The sequence below is a fragment of the Ornithinimicrobium pratense genome (genome assembly GCF_008843165.1).
Taxonomy (GTDB): Bacteria; Actinomycetota; Actinomycetes; order Actinomycetales; family Dermatophilaceae; genus Ornithinicoccus; species Ornithinicoccus pratensis.
Genome location: NZ_CP044427.1, coordinates 3,300,684 through 3,316,762, shown reverse-complemented (window position 1 = coordinate 3,316,762; position 16,079 = coordinate 3,300,684). Strand labels below are relative to the sequence as shown.

Here is a 16,079-nt window from a genome sequence, read left to right as displayed (position 1 = left end):
CTGTCTAGGGTGGGGGTGCACAGGACCGGGTGACCTGCACACGACGGGAGCGCGAAGGTGAGTCAGACCGATGCGCGGCGGGCGATACCGCGGACCGACAGCCTGCTCGCGAGCCCACCCTTTGCCGCCGTCGTCGACCGGCTGGGCAGGGCGTCGGTGCGGGCCGCGGTCGTGGCCGCGCAGGACCGGGCCCGGCGGGGGGAGATCGCGCCCGATGAGGTGGCAGCCGCCGCCCTGGCGGCGCTGCCCACCCGGACCAGCTCGATGACGCCCGTGCTCAACGCCACCGGTGTAGTGGTACATACCAACATCGGTCGGGCCCCGCTGTCCCCGGCGGCGACGGAGGCCGTCCTGGACGCGGCCGGTTACGTCGACGTCGAGCTCGACCTCGCCACCGGCCAGCGGTCCCGCCGAGGTGCCGGTGCGCTGCAGGCCTTGCTCCAGGCGGTCCCGTCCGCGGGCGGGGCGCTGGTCGTCAACAACGGCGCCGCCGCGCTCGTCCTGGCCACGACCGCCCTGGCCGCGGGCCGGGAGGTGGTCGTCTCCCGGGGCGAGATGGTGGAGATCGGCGACGGGTTCCGGCTGCCCGACCTCATCGCCTCCACCGGGGCGCGACTGCGCGAGGTGGGCACCACGAACCGGACTCACCTGGGTGACTACATCGACGCGCTCGGTCCCGACACCGGCTGCGTGCTCAAGGTGCACCCGAGCAACTTCCGGGTCGAGGGTTTCGTCTCCGCGGTCGGACTGCCGCAGCTGCGGGACCTGCGGCGCCCGGACGGCAGCCCGGTCCCCGTGGTCGCGGACATCGGCTCCGGCCTGCTCGCGCCCGACCCGCTGCTGCCGGACGAGCCGGACGCGACCACCGCCCTGGGGGAAGGAGCGACCCTGGTGACCGCCAGCGGGGACAAGCTGCTCGGTGGCCCCCAGGCCGGGATCGTGCTGGGGGAGGCCGAGACCGTGGAGCGGCTGCGCCGCCACCCCCTCGCGCGCGCGGTGCGCGTCGACAAGCTGACCCTGGCTGCCCTTGAGGCGACGGTCCGGACCGGCGCTGTCCCGGTCCAGGAGGCCCTGCACCGCACGGCCGAGGAGCTGCGGCCCCGGGCCGCCCGGCTGGCCGCCGAACTGGGCCGAGAGGTCGTCCCGGTCGCCGGCCGGGTCGGCGGGGGCGGGGCCCCCGGTGTCCCCCTTCCCGGGTATGCCGTCGAGGTGCCGGTCGGCGTCGTCGCCCGGCTCCGTCGTCCCGGACGCCGCATGGAGGGGGAGGACCTGCCGGTCGTGCTGGCCCGCGTGGAGGACGGGCGTGGCCTGGTGGACCTGCGCTGCATACCCCCGGACCAGGACCAGGACCTCCTGCGCGCGGTGCAGGCGGCGATGGGGGCAGGGGATGGTGCCGACCTGGACCGGCAGGCCGTCACCGACCACCTGGCCGCGGACCCTGCCGCCCCTGACGCCGCCCCTGACGCCGCCCCTGACGCCGTCCCTGACGCCCTCGGCGACCCCGTCCCCCCGCCCCGATGAAGCGCGTGCTGGCCACCGCGGGCCATGTCGACCACGGCAAGTCCACGCTGGTCCGGGCGTTGACCGGCCGGGAGCCCGACCGGCTCGCGGAGGAGCGGGCGCGGGGGCTGACCATCGAGCTGGGGTTCGCGTGGACCCGGCTGCCCAGTGGCGCCGACATCGCCTTCGTCGACGTGCCGGGGCACAGACGGTTCATCGGCACGACGCTCGCCGGGCTCGGGCCAGCGAGCGCCGTGGTCTTCGTGGTGGCTGCCGATCAGGGCTGGCAGGCGCAGAGCTCGGAGCATCTGGCCGCGTTGCGCGCGCTGGGCATCCAGGAGGGGGTGCTGGTGCTGACCCGCAGCGACCTGGCCGAGGGGCACCGCGTCGAGCAGGTGCGCGCAGAGGCCCTGGCCCGTCTGGCGGCCGCGGGTCTGCAGGTGCCGAGCGTCGTCGTGTCCGCCCGGTCCGGTGCGGGCATGGACGAGCTGCGGCAGGCCCTCGACGTGCTCGTCGCCCGGATGCCCCACCCCGACCCGGACGCGCCCGTGCGGCTCTGGTGCGACCGGTCCTTCACCATCCAGGGCTCGGGCACGGTGGTGACCGGCACCCTGGGTGCCGGGACCCTGCGGGTCGGGGACCACCTCGGGCTGGTGTCTGCGGCCGGTGTCCGTGAGGCAGTCGTCCGAGGCCTGCAGAGCGAGGACGTCGCGCACGAGAGCGTGGGCCCGGTCTCTCGGGTGGCGGTCAACCTGCGTCGGGTGCAGGCCGGCGAGGCGGGCCGGGAGGCGGTGCTGGTCACTCCCGGTGCCTTCGTCCTGGCGCGCGTCGTCGACGTGCGGCTGGAACCGGTCACGAACGGTGAGGAGCCCACGGCCGTCAGTGGTGACGACCCGTCAGAGACGCCCCCGGCCCGGGTGACGCTGCACGTCGGGTCGGCCGACCAGCCGGCCCGGGCCAGGCCGCTGGGAGACCGGCACGCGCGGTTGAGCATCGACCAGGTCCTGCCCTGGCGGGTGGGCGACCGGGCCCTCCTGCGCGACCCCGGCACCCGTCGCCTGTGGTCGGTGCAGGTCGTCGACGTCGACCCCCTGCCCCTGCGTCGACGGGGCGCGGCGCGCCGACGGGCCGAGGCGCTCGAGGGCGCGGCGTCGGCTTCCCTCGCCGACGTGCGTCTGCGCTCGCGCCAGGCCGAGCACCCTGACGTGCTGGAGCAGCTCGGGCTGGGTGAGCCTTCCGACGCCGTCCTCGTCGGCGGGTGGTGGGTTGATCCCGTAGCGCTGCAGGCCTGGAGCCAAGGGGTGAGGGAGGGTGTGCGCGAGCATCATGCGGCCCACCCGCTGAGCCCGGGGCTGACGGTGGCCGAGGTGGCCCACCTCCTGGAGCTGCCGGACCATCTGCGGGCCGCCGCCGCCGGAGGTGCCCTGCCCGCAGGTCTGCCGGCTCCTGCAGCCGAACTCGTGCGTCATGTCGTAGCCGCCGCGGGGTTGCGGACTACCGGCGGCCGGGTGCACGCCCCCGACCACGGTGGTCTGGGCCGCGCCGAGACCGCGGTCGCCGCCCTCGAGGCGCGCCTGCGATCTGCGCCCTTCGCCGCACCGGAGCGAGAGGAGCTCTCGCGGCTGGGGCTGGGGCCGACCGAGCTGGCCGCGGCGGCCCGGCAGGGGCGGCTGCTGCGCCTTCCGGACGACATCGTGCTGCTGCCCGACGGCCCGGCGCGCGCGATGCGCGAGCTCGCCGCGCTGGAGCAGCCGTTCACCCTGAGCCAGGCACGGCAGGCCCTGGGGACGACCCGCCGGGTGGCCGTGCCCCTGCTGGAGCACCTGGACGGGCGGGGGTGGACCCGCCGGGTTGACGGCCAGCGGCGCCAGGTGGTGCGCTGAGCCCGGACCCCGCGCGCCTCGGACCCTCGGTGCCGACGGACGGCGGGCCGGTCAGGGAGCGTGCAGCACGAAGCCGATGGCGGCGCCGCCCAGGCCCATGAGGACGGCGACGAGAGCCACGAGGGCAGCGGGCTGCACCACGTCGGTCTGGGCCCGGATCCCGGCCACGGCGCGGTTGGTGCGCCGGTGGTGCGTCATCGTGATGAGCAGAGCGCACACCAGCGTGAGCAGCGGCAGGAGCAGCAGCCCCAGCCCGTAGTGTGGCACCCAGCGCAGGAAGACCGCACTGACCGTCACCAGCGCCAGGCCGGTCCGGCTCCAGGACAGGGTGGTGCGCTCCGGCTGCAGCCCCGGGTCCACCGCGGCCGCTGTGGCGGGCGCTGACCTGCGGCGCGGCCGCCTGCGGCTCATGGGGCGGTGGTGAGGATGAAGACCACCAGGACGAACGCGCTGACCGCTGCACCGAGGCCGAGCACCGGGGCGATCAACGGCATGGGCAGTGGCTTTGAGTGCCGCATGGCCCGCTCCACGCCGAGCCACCGCATGAAGGCGCCGCCGCTGACGAACATGCCCAGCACGATGAGCAGCAGCGCGATGCCTTTGCGCACGGCCGGCTCGAAGATGCCAACCGCGAACGCCTCGACCGCGATCCCCCCGGCGAGCAGGGCCAGGGCGGTGCGGATCCAGGCCAGGAAGGTGCGCTCGTTGGCCAACGAGAAGCGGGGGTCCGGCTCCTCGCCGCCGGGCAGCAGGCGCCGCGCCCACCAGTCCCGCTCGTCCACCCGGTCCGCCATGGCTCTCGGCAACCTCCCGTGCTTGTCAGCCCCGTCCATCCGCGCCGCGGATGCGTCATCTGGTGCCGAACCTACCGCCCGCGATCCGCGCGCGGGGCACCAGACCCTGCCCCGGCCGCGACCGGGCACGGCTGTGGCCCTACTGCCCCGCGGCGTCCGCCTCCTGCACGACCACCGGGTCCCGCCGGTGCCACCACCACAGCAACGCGCCCACGGTGGCGAAGGCGGCGCTGGTGGCCGCGGTGCTGACCAGCGAGGTCGTGATCAGGGGGCCGACCACGCCCGCGATGAGGGCGTTGGACAGGAGCACCGAGAAGGCAGCCATCGACGCCGCCGAGCCACGGTGGCGGGGGAAGAGCTCGAGCAGGGTGAGCTGCACGACCGGGAAGGCCAGCCCGATCACCACCCCGAACAGGGCCGGGCCGACGACGGCCCACGGCAGGCTTGGCGAGATCCAGACCAGCGCGATGTTGAGCAGCCCGATGACCACGGCGGCCACCATGGACACGTCGACGAGACGCTCGCCGGTGACGCGGGATGCCAGCCGGCCGCCGGTGAACGAGCCGAGGGCCATCCCCCCGATGAGCGGCACGAAGAGCTTCCAGAAGTCCTGCTCGCCCTGCCCCAGCAGGTCCACCACGACGATCGGGGCGGTCAGCACATAGAGGATGTAGGCGCCGAAGGTCATCGCTCCGGCCACGGCCAGCCGTTCGAAGCGCCACGACCGGGCCACCGTCCACAGGCCACCGACGACCGAGCCGAGGCGTAGCGGGGTACGGTCCTGCGGCGGCAGGGTCTCGGGCAGCGCCAGGACCACGAGCAGGATGCCCAGCACGGCATACCCGGCCACGAACCAGAAGATCAGCGGCCACTGGCCCAGCAGCAGCAGCCAGCCGCCAATGACCGGCGCGATCGCGGGGGCCACGGCGAAGATGAGCATCACCTGGCTCATCAGCCGACGCGCAGTCGGGCCGCTGAACAGGTCCGGGATCACGGCCCGGCTGACGACCGTGGCAGCGCCGGCGAAGACGCCCTGGGCTGCGCGTCCGACCAGCAGCCAGCCGAAGCTGGGGGCGAGCGCGCAGGCGATCGAGGCGACGACATACCCCGCCAGCCCACCGATCATCACCGTCCGCCGCCCGAGGGCGTCCGACAGCGGCCCGTGCACCACGCTCATCACCGCGAACGCCACCAGGTAGGCGCTGGTCACCTGCTGGAGCGCGGCCGTGCCGATGTCGAACTGCTCACCGAGCTGCTGGAAGCCGGGAAAGATCGTGTCGATGGTGAACGGACCGAGCATGGCCAGCGCGGCCAGGGTGGTGACGAGCAGCAGGCCGGCGCGGGCCGGTGGGCCCGAAGCGTCGGCGGTCGGTCGAGGGTGCGCGGTCACCCGGTCACGCTACCTGCGCAACTGTCACCGGCCGGACCCGCCAGCCCCCGGTCTAGCATGGCGACCAGGGGCGCGGCGGTCGCACCCCCTTGGTGGTGAGTGGAGGAACGGCATGGCTGCTGTCGGCATGGGTGCGATCCCGATCGAGGATGGTTATGCGTTCCGGGTCTGGGCACCGCACGCCACGGCGGTGCGCGTGGTCGGGGACTTCAATGGGTGGGACCACGAGGCCCACACCCTGTCGGCCGAGGGCGACGGCCACTGGTATGCCGAGGTGCCGGGCGCCCAGATGTGGCAGGAGTACCAGTACCTCCTGGGCAACGGGGAGGACACCTTCCTGCGGATCGACCCGCGGGCGCTGGCCGTGACCCACTCCGTGGGCAACGGCCTGCTCTATGACCACTCTGCCTTCGACTGGGACGGGGACGACTTCACCCCGCCGCACCAGCACGAGATGGTCGTCTACGAGACCCACATCGGCTCGTTCGTCGACACCCCCGGTTCCGGACCGGCCGACCTGCACGACCTGGTGGGCAAGCTGGACTACCTGGTCGGGCTAGGGGTTAACGCCATCGAGCTGATGCCGCTCATGGAGTTCGCGGGGGACTACTCCTGGGGCTACAACCCGGCCCACGTCTTCGCCGTCGCGCACACCTACGGCGGCCCGGAGGCGCTGAAGAATTTCGTCAAGGAGGCGCACAAGCGCGGGCTGGCGGTCATCATCGACGTGGTCTACAACCACTTCGGCCCCAGTGACCTGTCCCTGTGGCAGTTTGACGGGTGGAGCGAGAACGACAAGGGCGGGATCTACTTCTACAACGACCACCGCTCCGCGACCCCGTGGGGCCAGACGCGCCCGGACTACGGCCGCCGGGAGGTCCGGGACTTCATCCTCGACAACGCCCGGATGTGGCTGCGGGACTACCACGCGGACGGGCTGCGGCTGGACATGACGCCCTACATGCGCCGGGTCAACGGCACGGACGGGGAGGACATCCCCGAGGGCTGGCAGATGATGCGGCTCATCGGGGACATGGTCCGCGCCGAGTTCCCCCGCCACGTCGTCATCGCCGAAGACCTGCACAACGTGCCCGAGGTCACCTCCGTCGAGCCCGAGGGTGCCGCGATGCACGCGCAGTGGGACAACCAGTTCGTCCATCCGGTGCGCGAGGCGCTGATCGTGGCCGACGACGCCCACCGCTCGGTGGCTGCGGTGGCCCAGGCCATCATCCACGAGTACCACCAGCCCTTCGACCGGGTGATCTACACCGAGTCCCACGACGAGGTCGCCAACGGGCAGGCGCGGATCACCTCCGAGGTCGACGGGGACGACCCGGGCGGGTGGACCGCCCAGAAACGGGCCACGCTGGGGGCCGCGCTCGTGTTGACCTCGCCGGGGATCCCGATGCTCTTCCAGGGGCAGGAGTTCCTCGAGGACGAGTGGTTCCGCGACACCGTGCCACTGGACTGGGAGCGGGCCTGGGCCTTCCGCGACATCACCCAGATGTTCCGCGACCTGATCCTGCTGCGCCGTAACGCCGGGGGCGACACCCGTGGCCTGGCCGGGGAGCACACCACGCTGGTGCTCGCCGACGAGGAGGTCAAGGTGCTGGCCTACGTCCGCTCCACCGGCGACGGGCACCACGTGCTGGTCGCCGTCAACCTCTCGGCCACCTCGGTGCAGCGCCGGGTAGAGCTGCCCGGCAGGCACTGGCGCGTGCGCTTCAACAGCGACGCCCGCGCCTACAGCCAGCTGTTCGGCGACCACGCGACCTCTGACGTCGTGGTGCAGGACGGTATGGGCCTGCTCGACCTCGGGCCCTACTCCGCCGTGCTCTACGTCCCTGCCTGACGCGGGCCACCCGGAGGGATGTGCCTTCGGGTCCTGCATGTGCCTACGATGCGCACGTGCCAGGGACGATCGCCGTGCTCTCCATGACCAGAGCGCGCCACAGCCAGCTGCTTGCCCAGGTTGACGGCATTTCCGTCAGCTCCGTCCCACCGCAGGTGCACTGCGTGATCTCGATGGGGGACCGGGAGCTCACCCGCGGCCGGCTGCCGCTGGGCACCGACCGGTGGGAGACGATCGTGCGGCCGGTCCAGACCGACCGGCGGGCCCTGCCGATCGCCGCGGCGCGCAACCTGGCCGCCAGCCTGGCCATCGAGGCCGGTGCCCGGACGCTGGTGTTCATGGATGACACGGTGATCCCTGGGCCGCACACGCTGGAGCGCCTGGCTGAGGCTGTCGGCGGGCAGCGCTCCGCCGTCCTGCAGGCGATCCCTAGCGGGGCCCGCGACCAGGCGGTCACCTCGCCCGTGGTGTGGCGCCCTCCCGTCCTGGATCTGCCGCCCCTGGCCGACGAGGCGATCGGCTACCCGGTAGCCCGCCTGCACGAGATCGCGGCCCGGGGCCCAGACGCGCTGCCGCTGGTGCCCGGGCAGCAGGTGGTCGACACCCGGTGGCCGCTCTTCAGCGGCGAGTGCTTCGCGATGAGCGTCGAGGACTTCCAGGCGACCGGCGGCTTCTGCGCCGACTACAACGGGCGCGGCCTGCAGGATGCCGACTTCGCCGAGGTGGTGCGCCAGCGGGGCGGCACCATCATCTGGGTCGGGGGTGCCGACGCCTATCGGCAGCCGGCCGAGCCGGTCGAGCCCGAGCTGCAGGCCCGGTATGCCGCCCGCCACGTCCAGACCTGGCGCGAGCGGTGGGAGGGCGACCCCGAGCACCCGTGGCTGGACTGGCTGCGAGAGCAGGAGCTGCTCGCTCGGTAGCGCAGCCGGACCGGCACGGGTTCGCCAGCCGGGGTGCTCAGTCCTCCACGCGGACGACGCCGTGGGCACCTCGCTCGGCGTCGACCATGATGTGCGAGACGACCGGGTAGTGCCCGGCCTCAGGGAAGGTCAGCTCCACGAAGCCGCCCTGGGCCGGCTGCAGCGCGAGCGCCTGGGCGCCCGCCCTCTCGGCTCGCGGGCCGAGCTGGTAGGCGCCCTCGGCGTAGACGGTGTCGAACTGTCCGCCGACGATGTGGAAGGACGTGGGCCGGTTGGGCCCGGTGACCAGCACCCAGAAGCGCACCCGCTCCCCGACCCGGGCCTGGAGCATCTTCCCGGCCGTGCCGTACTGCCCGGCGATGCCGTTGAAGGTAACCAGGGCCGGGCGCTCCGCGGCGACGGCGTCGGCGTCCACCTCGGCCGCGGGCTCCTCGCCCTGGCCAGAGCCCGGGACGAGGTAGACCTCGGACTGGACCAGGACGTACTCCCGGTCCACCTCCGGCAGGCCCTCCGCGGGCTCGATGATGACCGCCCCAGCCATGCCGGCCGCGATGTGGCTGCTCATCGGGGCCGTCGAGCAGTGGTACATCCAGACGCCAGCCCGCTCGGCGGTGAACCGGTAGACCAGTGACTGGCCCGGCGCGATGGTGCGCATCGGCTGGTCCGGGGCCAGCGCCCCGGCGTGGAAGTCGATGGAGTGACCCAACGTCCCGTCGTTGACCAGGGTGATCTCGAAGACGTCGCCGACCCGGCCGCGCAGCGTCGGCCCCGGCACCTGCCCGTTGAAGGTCCACCGCGTCTGGGTCACCCCGGGTGCGACCTCCAGCTCCAGCTCCTGCGCGGTCAGCGTCAACCGGTGCACCCGCTCACCGTCGAGTGGGACAAGCACCGGGTCCACCACGTCCTGCACCCGGGCGTCCGGGTCCAGGAGCGGCGTGGCGGTCGCGGGGTGGCCAGCCGCGCCGTGACCGGCTGCCCCGCCGTGGCTGCTGCCGTCCACGCCGCCGCCGTCCCTGCCCCCGCTGTCCACGCCGCCGCCGTCCCTGCCCCCGCTGTCCACGCCGCCGTCCACGCTGTCCACCCCGACGCCACCGCCGGACGCCGCCGTGCCGCCGCCGTCGGCTCCCTCCACCACGACGTCGAGGACCATTCCCATCTGCCGATGGCCGACGATGGTGCACCAGCCCTGTGCCGGGCCGCCGACGACGCCGACGTCCAGCGTCGCCGACTCACCGGCCGCCAGTCGCGGTGAGCGCTCGCCGAGCAGCTGCAGGTCGTGCACATTGCTGTCGTCCACGTTGACCAGCTCGATCACCAGGCGGTCCCCGGCCGGGACGGTGATGCTGGCGGGCTCGAAGCGCATGTCGTGGGCCTCGACAGTGACCGTGGTCGTGTTGCCGGTGGGGGTCACGGCGGTGGCGGCGCCGCCACCGGCCACCCCGACCCGGGAGCCGCCCAGACCGGCGGCCGCCGGGTCCGCAGCCACCCCGACCGAGACGGCCAGCACCAGCGCCGACAGCGCCGCGACCAGCTGCCCTCCAGACCAGACCGAGGGCATCCGGTCCGGGCCGCCGTCGGCGGTCGTGCGCGTTGCCCCGACCGGGCGCTCGCCACGCTCCCGGGCCGCGGCCACCTCGCGCTTGGCCCGGCTCGAGGCCCGGATGCCCAGCACCATCAGCGGGATGAAGGTGGCCAGGGCCGCGACCACGAGCAGCGAGACGATGACCCGCACGATGCTGGGCACCGGCAGCAAGCACAGGAGCAGCCCGGCGTTGATGGTCACCAACCGGGCCGTGCCCCACCGGTCGAACCAGCGCGCGCCGGCCCGCACGACCGTCTTGCCGCCGCCGACGACGGAGGGCACGAGGTAGGCCAAGGCGCCGGTGAGCAACTGACTGGCGAACCCGACCACGATCACCGCCGAGGTCCAGCCGAAGCCGTTGACGAAGTCCGCCCAGTCGCTGGCCCCGGCCAGGCGCCACAGCACCATGGTCAGCGCCGCCAGACCCCACAGCAGCGCCGCCCCCACCGAGGCGGGCGCAAACTCCCGCGGCGGCGCCTGCCGCACCGGGGACAGCACCGCGCTGGCCCACCAGGCCAGGGAAGCGAGATAGCCGACCAGGGCGACGACGCTCAACCACCGCATGTCCAGCAGGGCCCCGCCGACCAGCAGGGCCAGCGCGCAGATGAGTCCGGGCAGCGCCTGGGTGGCCCGCCGCTCGGCGGGCGCGGCGATCCGCGTGCGCAGCATCGTCGGCCACAGGGTGAGCAGCGTGCCGGTGACGGTGAGCCCGACCCAGCCCAGCAGCATCGTCATCGTGTGCGCCAGCAGGAGGCGGCCGTGCCACACATCGGTCAGGCCCAGGGCCAGGGTCGCGCCAAAACCGGCGCCCACGGGCAGGGCCACCGCGGCTGCGACGTAATAGCGCACCGTCACCCGGAACCGGCCGGGGAGCGCGCCCCGCAGGCGGCGGACGAGCTGCACGCCGTGCGTGATCACCGCCACGCTGACCAGGCAGGCCCCGGCCAGCGTGATCGGCCACAGGGCGGTCGGGACTCCGACCAGGGTGAGCACGGTGCCGGCCAGGAGCAGCCACAGCCGGATCGACTGGGCGCGGCGGTCGTCCAGCCCGGGCCGGTTCTTCAGCAGCGCCTGGGTGAAGTGGGTGCTCCAGACCATGATCGCGTGGGTCAGGGCACCGAGCAGGACCAGGTGGACCATGAGCCAGCGCGACTCGGCCACGAACGGGTGGATCGCGGTCATCACCAGGGCCAGCACCAGCCACAGCAGGGCGGGCTGGTCACGCAGCGCCCAATGGCCGTGGCTGCCGCCAGCTCTCGCCCTGCCGCTCCCGTCGGGCGAGGTCCGGCGCGGGGCTGGCGCGAGGTCAGGCATGGATCTCCGTTCGGGCGGGTATGGGGCGGCGCCCGGCCCGCAGGCCGGTCACCACCGCGGTGAGCAGGAAGAGCAGGAGGGCGGCGACGTTGCCGACCAGGGCCAGCTGCCACACCGGCAGCGCCTTGAGACCGATACCGACCAGGCCCAGGGCGGCGACCCTGGCCGCGAGGGTGGTGTGCAGCAGGAGCAGCGGCAGCCACATCGCGCGGTGGTAGGGCAGCCGCACCTTCAGCACGGCCGGCAGGATCACCGGGGCGTGCGCGAGCACCATCGACAGGGCGAAGCCGAGGAAGGTGGCGTGCACGATGACGTCGTAGCCGTTGCCGGTGGGGCGCCCGGCCAGCAGCAGCCCGAGTGCGGCCACCAGCAGCCAGCCATACCCGAGCAGCAGCGCCACCGCGGCGAACCGGGGCAGGCCGGTCGCGTGCACCGTGCGCCGGGCGACGTCGTGCCGCAGCAGCCACCCGGTGAGCAGGAGCAGGGCCAGGCCGAGCAGCCGCCAGGTCACCTCGGCGCCGACGCCGGACCCGGCCAGGACGGTGGTGCCGAGCACCGCCAGCGTGACGCCCCCGGCGAGCAGGACCAGCCAGCGGTCGGCGCCGACGGGCATGGCCAGCCGGGCCAGCTCCACCCGCTCGGCGGCGATGGTGAGCACGACGAACCCGATGAGCAGCGGCACCACGACCGTCACCTCGACGCGGGTCAGCAGCAGCGCGGCCGCCGCCGCCAGCACCGCGCCCAGGGCCTGCACCGCCACGGTGAGGTCCCGGTTACGGCGCCAGAGGACGGCATACACCAGGACGAGGGTGAGCAGCCCCTGGGTGATGAGCAGCCGGCCGAGCAGGGGATCGGGCAGCAGGGTCAGGGCGAGTGCGCCGGCACCGGTGAGGGCGGGTGCCAGATAAGCCCAGCCCGCGCGCAGGGCGGTGGCGCGCTCCAGGCTGATCACCGTGCCGAGGAAGCCGAGGACCATCAGCGGTCCGTGCAGCTCGGCCAGCCGGGTGCTGGCGAGCGGCGCCGGCACGCCGGCCCGGGTGAGCCCGGCATCCATGCCGACCAGAAGCGCCAGCCCGCCCGGCAGCAGCAGGAGCGGCGCCGGCCCACGCCTCACGGTGCGGGGGGAGTGGTCTGCTCCACCTCGGCCCAGTCCGGGCCGTCCAGCGCGATCGCGGCCGCGGGGAAGAGCCCGTTGTCCTCGCGGTCGATGTGCTGACGCAGCAGGTGCTCGAAGGCGGGGTATGCGGCGTGGTCGCCGGCGCGGACCGCGGCCAGCCGTTCGTCGAGCTCGGTGTGCTCGGAGCAGAGGTCGCTGATGTGCTCGGTGAACTGCTCCTCGCGCCGCATGACCGAGAAAAGGCCCACCTCCTCCGCGGCGGTGTGCGGGTGCAGCAGGCCGGCGAGGGTGTCGGCGGCGGCGTGGACCGCCTCCTCCCCGCCGCCCTCGATGGCCCGGCGCAGCTGGCCGGCAGCGTTGATGATCGCGGTGTGCTCGGCCATGAACCGGCCGATCACCTCGATCGACTCACATCCGCAGTAGGTGCACATCAGGCGTTGGCGGCGCCCGTCGCCAGCTCGTCGGCCCGACGGGTGAGGCGCAGCGTCCAGGTCTCGGGGCCACGCTCGAGGTACTCGTGCATCACCGACCCGCCCTCGCGCTCGGCGAGCTGCGCCAGCAGGGGCAGCGGGTCGTGGGGGGCGAGGAGGTCCATCTGCTGTCCGGGCCGCAGACCGCCGACGGCGCCGAAGATGGTTGCGTGGCGGATCGCGTGGGGGATCGCCCGGGCATCGAGGGCAGGGATGCCCTCGGCGCCGGAGCAGCCGCAGCCGCAGCCGCCCTTCTCGGTGATCGGCAGGGTGCGGGGTGAGTCGTTCATGTCGGTCTCCTAGTTCTCACGCACGGGGCGGGACGGTGGGTGGGTGGCGGTTCAGCCCGGCTTCGGAGCGCCAGGACGGGCGTAGCGCACCCAGGTGATGATCACGCACATCACGGCGAAGGCGATGCCGATGGCATAGAAGGTGGTCGGGCTCATCAGGGTCAGCCCGATCCCGAAGAGGAACGGTCCGAAGGCCGCGATGGCCGCGGTCCAGCCGATCACGCCACCGGCCTGGCGACGCTCGAAGATCATCGGCATCTGCTTGAACGTCGAGGCGTTGCCGATCCCGGCGAAGAGGAAGATCGCCAGCATCCCCCACAGGAAGCGGTCGAAACCGGCGTCCAGGGCCGAGGCCGAGGAGGTGTCCGGCACCAGGGCGGTCATCGTGAAGGCGATCGAGCCGATGAGGCCCAGCCCGGAGATGAGCGTCCAGATCGCTCCACCCATCCGGTCGGTGAGTGGCGAGAAGAGCACGCGGGCGCCCGCCCCGACCAGGGGGCCGAGGAAGACCAGCGCGAGGGCGTTGGGCACCGCGTAGCCCTCGATGAGCATCTGGGCCTCGGGCCCGGTGCCCTGGACGATGTCGGGGTTGCCTGAGCCGTAGAGGTTCTGCATGAGCAGGCCGAACTGGGCGGACAGGCCGGAGAAGGTGCCGAAGGTCATGATGTAGAGCAGGGTCATCAGCCAGGTGTCGACGTTGCTGAAGATGTCGAACTGCTGCCTGATGTTGGCCTTGATCGGCACCGACTTCAGCATCCACCAGGCCAGGGCGGCGCCGATGAGGCAGAACGGGATCCAGAAGAAGGCCGCGTTCTGGTACCAGACCTCCTGGTTGGCCTGGCCGGCCATCTCCATGCTCTGGCTGTTGCCCAGGAAGCCCAACATCCCGAAGCCAATGAGCCAGGGGGTGAGCAGCTGGACCAGGGAGACCCCGAAGTTGCCCAGGCCCGCCTGCAGGCCCAGCGCCGTCCCCTGCATCCGCTTGGGGAAGAAGTAGGACGTGGAGGGCATGAAGCCGGAGAAGGCACCTCCGCCGATACCGGCGAGGAAGGCCAGGACCATCAGCTCCCAGTACGGGGCGGTCGGCTCCTGCACGCGCACGCCCCAGCCCAGCAGGGGGAAGACCAGCAGGAAGGTGGTGATCGCCACCATCTTGCGGGTGCCCAGGACGGGGGGCAGCACCATCCACACGATCCGCAGCAGGCCCGCCGCCAGGCCGGGCATCGCGGCCATCCAGTACAGCTGGCCCTGGGTGAACTCATAGCCGAGGGCGTTGAGGCGGGGCACGATGGCACTGGGCAGGAACCAGGTGATAAAGCACAGGGTCAGGGTGAACGTGGTGATCCACAGGGTGGACCAGGCCCGGCCGCTGTCCCAGGTCTCCTCGTTCTCGGGGTCCCAGTTCTGCAGCCACTCACCGCCGGTGCGGCGTTCGGTCGCGGGGGTACTCATCGCTGTGCCTCCTGAAGGCGGCTGTCGGTCTGGTCAGGGGTTCCGCTGAAGGTGCGGTCTAGGTGCTGCTGGCCGTCTGAGGGCTCGAGCTTGTCGGACAGCTGGGGGGACTGCTCGTGCAGCATCCGGACCACGGTCAGGTGCATCCACAGCAGGCAGACGGCAGTGAGGAGAAAGAGGACGAAGAAGGTGGAGGTCGGGAAGCCGGACCATTCCTCGGTGTAGGCGAACAGCGGCGGTAGGAAGAAGCCACCCAGCCCGCCGAGCATGCCGACCAGGCCGCCGACCGGTCCGACGTTGTCGGGGAAGTACTCGGGGATGTGCTTGAAGACCGCGGCCTTGCCCACGCCCATCGCGCAGCCGAGGAGGAAGAGCAGGATGGTGAACGGCACGATGTGCATGGCGTAGCCCAGGTGCTCGGTGGCCCGGCCGTCGGCGTGGTCGATGACGATGTGTCCGTTGGGCATCATCAGGATGCCGGAGGTGATCAGCATCACCACGAAGGTCCCGTACATCGCCTTGCGGGCGCCCCACCGGTCGGTGAACCAGCCGCCCACCGGACGCAGCAAGGAGGCGGGGAAGATGAAGACCGCGGTCAGCAGGCCAGCGGTCGTCAGCGAGACCCCGAAGTTGTTGATGTAGTAGATGGGCATCCAGGCGGCCAGCGCCACGTAGGCACCGAAGACCGCGACGTAGTACAGGCTGAACCGCCACACCCGCACCTGGCGCAGGGGCGTCATCATCTGCCCGATCGTCCGGGAGGAGCCGGGCATCTGGTCCTGGGACGGGGTGCCGAACCAGGTGATCGCCGCCATGACGAGCAGCAGCACGGCATACACGACCGGGATGAGGCGCCACCCGCCCTGCAGACCCAGGATGACGGTGGAGCCCGCGGTCGCGGCGATGATCGGCGGGCCGATGAACTTGGTGACCGAGGCGCCCACGTTGCCGGCGCCGAACAGGCCGAGGGCGAAGCCCTGGCGCTCGCGGGGCGTCCAGGCGGCATTCCAGGCGATGCCGACCGAGAAGGAGTTGCCGGCGAAGCCGACGAGGAAGGCCAGCACCAGCAGCATCCCGTAGCTCTGGGCCTGGCTGACCAGGAAGGCGGGGACCGCGCTGACCGCCAGGATCGCGGTCATCATCTTGCGCCCGCCGATCCGGTCGGTGATCATCCCGGCGGGGAGGCGCCAGATCGAGCCGTTGAGCACGGCCACCGCGGCGATCCACGACAGTTGGGTGTCGGTGAGCCCGAACTCCTCCTGGATGGGCTTGCCGAGGATGCCGAACATCAGCCAGACCGCGAACATGAGGGTGAAGGCGGTGGTGGAGATCCACATGACGCGACTGGCGTGCGAGTCCGTACGCGTCTGGCTACCGGTCGGGGCGCTGCTCATCCCGCTCCTAGGGGTTGAAAAGGACATTTGACGGAGAGACTCATTTCAAACAGCCGTATACTACACCTTGTCGGACCCCTCCGCCACCCGGTCGCTCGCGGCCAATTCCGCTACGGCAATG

General features: G+C 72.5%; 13 protein-coding genes. 4 read left to right on the top strand and 9 right to left on the bottom strand.

The features are described from left to right. Positions 1 to 57: 57 nt before the first annotated feature. Both selA and FY030_RS15225 read left to right on the top strand, forming a co-directional pair. Entirely contained in the window at positions 58 to 1,521 is a 1,464-nt protein-coding gene (gene selA / locus FY030_RS15230; RefSeq protein WP_158062368.1) for an L-seryl-tRNA(Sec) selenium transferase, read from the top strand. Continuing rightward, positions 1,518 to 3,383: a SelB domain-containing protein gene (locus FY030_RS15225; protein WP_158062367.1), complete on the top strand. Its 1,866-nt coding sequence runs from the start codon at positions 1,518 to 1,520 to the stop codon at positions 3,381 to 3,383. The genes selA and FY030_RS15225 overlap by 4 nt, the downstream gene beginning before the upstream one ends. A 51-nt stretch (positions 3,384 to 3,434) precedes the next feature. On the opposite strand, the gene FY030_RS15220 is transcribed toward FY030_RS15225, so the two are convergent. The 3 genes from FY030_RS15220 to FY030_RS15210 all read right to left on the bottom strand — a co-directional run bounded on the left by FY030_RS15220 (position 3,435) and on the right by FY030_RS15210 (position 5,567). Beyond that, a complete protein-coding gene (locus FY030_RS15220; protein WP_158062366.1) occupies positions 3,435 to 3,794 on the bottom strand; it encodes a DUF202 domain-containing protein in 360 nt (119 codons plus the stop codon). After that, positions 3,791 to 4,177, bottom strand: a complete 387-nt coding sequence (locus FY030_RS15215; protein WP_158062877.1) for a YidH family protein — start codon at positions 4,175 to 4,177, stop codon at positions 3,791 to 3,793. The genes FY030_RS15220 and FY030_RS15215 overlap by 4 nt, the downstream gene beginning before the upstream one ends. Before the next feature lie 139 nt (positions 4,178 to 4,316). Next, on the bottom strand, positions 4,317 to 5,567 hold the full coding sequence (locus FY030_RS15210; RefSeq protein ID WP_238348459.1) for a multidrug effflux MFS transporter: 1,251 nt from the start codon (positions 5,565 to 5,567) through the stop codon (positions 4,317 to 4,319). Positions 5,568 to 5,679: 112 nt separating this feature from the next. On the opposite strand from FY030_RS15210, the gene FY030_RS15205 reads away from it, so the two are divergent. Continuing rightward, positions 5,680 to 7,419 (top strand): alpha-amylase family glycosyl hydrolase, encoded by a 1,740-nt coding sequence (locus tag FY030_RS15205; protein WP_238348458.1) that lies wholly within the window; start codon positions 5,680 to 5,682, stop codon positions 7,417 to 7,419. Between the two features lie 56 nt (positions 7,420 to 7,475). After that, positions 7,476 to 8,339, top strand: coding sequence for a hypothetical protein (locus FY030_RS15200; protein ID WP_158062365.1), 864 nt, complete (start codon positions 7,476 to 7,478; stop codon positions 8,337 to 8,339). Between the two features lie 37 nt (positions 8,340 to 8,376). On the opposite strand, the gene FY030_RS15195 is transcribed toward FY030_RS15200, so the two are convergent. The 6 genes from FY030_RS15195 to FY030_RS15170 are packed head-to-tail and all read right to left on the bottom strand — an operon-like array spanning position 8,377 to position 15,901. Next, a complete protein-coding gene (locus FY030_RS15195) occupies positions 8,377 to 11,235 on the bottom strand; it encodes a multicopper oxidase domain-containing protein (RefSeq protein WP_158062364.1) in 2,859 nt (952 codons plus the stop codon). Then, positions 11,228 to 12,349, bottom strand: coding sequence for a hypothetical protein (locus FY030_RS15190; RefSeq protein ID WP_158062363.1), 1,122 nt, complete (start codon positions 12,347 to 12,349; stop codon positions 11,228 to 11,230). The genes FY030_RS15195 and FY030_RS15190 overlap by 8 nt, the downstream gene beginning before the upstream one ends. Next, positions 12,346 to 12,735, bottom strand: coding sequence for a hemerythrin domain-containing protein (locus FY030_RS15185; RefSeq protein ID WP_238348457.1), 390 nt, complete (start codon positions 12,733 to 12,735; stop codon positions 12,346 to 12,348). The genes FY030_RS15190 and FY030_RS15185 overlap by 4 nt, the downstream gene beginning before the upstream one ends. 47 nt (positions 12,736 to 12,782) lie before the next feature. Then, on the bottom strand, positions 12,783 to 13,112 hold the full coding sequence (locus tag FY030_RS15180) for a DUF2249 domain-containing protein (protein ID WP_158062361.1): 330 nt from the start codon (positions 13,110 to 13,112) through the stop codon (positions 12,783 to 12,785). 51 nt (positions 13,113 to 13,163) lie between these two features. Beyond that, positions 13,164 to 14,564, bottom strand: a complete 1,401-nt coding sequence (locus FY030_RS15175; protein ID WP_158062360.1) for an MFS transporter — start codon at positions 14,562 to 14,564, stop codon at positions 13,164 to 13,166. Continuing rightward, positions 14,561 to 15,901, bottom strand: coding sequence for an MFS transporter (locus tag FY030_RS15170; protein WP_238348456.1), 1,341 nt, complete (start codon positions 15,899 to 15,901; stop codon positions 14,561 to 14,563). The genes FY030_RS15175 and FY030_RS15170 overlap by 4 nt, the downstream gene beginning before the upstream one ends. Positions 15,902 to 16,079: the final 178 nt, after the last annotated feature.

Bases quoted from the DNA above. Each gene is read 5' to 3' on its own strand.
- FY030_RS15185 (WP_238348457.1), bottom strand. From the start codon at position 12,735: ATGGCCGAGCACACCGCGATCATCAACGCTGCCGGCCAGCTGCGCCGG.
- FY030_RS15215 (WP_158062877.1), bottom strand. From the start codon at position 4,177: ATGGCGGACCGGGTGGACGAGCGGGACTGGTGGGCGCGGCGCCTGCTG.
- FY030_RS15180 (WP_158062361.1), bottom strand. From the start codon at position 13,112: ATGAACGACTCACCCCGCACCCTGCCGATCACCGAGAAGGGCGGCTGC.
- FY030_RS15205 (WP_238348458.1), top strand. From the start codon at position 5,680: ATGGCTGCTGTCGGCATGGGTGCGATCCCGATCGAGGATGGTTATGCG.
- FY030_RS15175 (WP_158062360.1), bottom strand. From the start codon at position 14,564: ATGAGTACCCCCGCGACCGAACGCCGCACCGGCGGTGAGTGGCTGCAG.
- FY030_RS15220 (WP_158062366.1), bottom strand. From the start codon at position 3,794: ATGAGCCGCAGGCGGCCGCGCCGCAGGTCAGCGCCCGCCACAGCGGCC.
- FY030_RS15195 (WP_158062364.1), bottom strand. From the start codon at position 11,235: ATGCCTGACCTCGCGCCAGCCCCGCGCCGGACCTCGCCCGACGGGAGC.
- FY030_RS15225 (WP_158062367.1), top strand. From the start codon at position 1,518: ATGAAGCGCGTGCTGGCCACCGCGGGCCATGTCGACCACGGCAAGTCC.
- FY030_RS15170 (WP_238348456.1), bottom strand. From the start codon at position 15,901: ATGTGGATCTCCACCACCGCCTTCACCCTCATGTTCGCGGTCTGGCTG.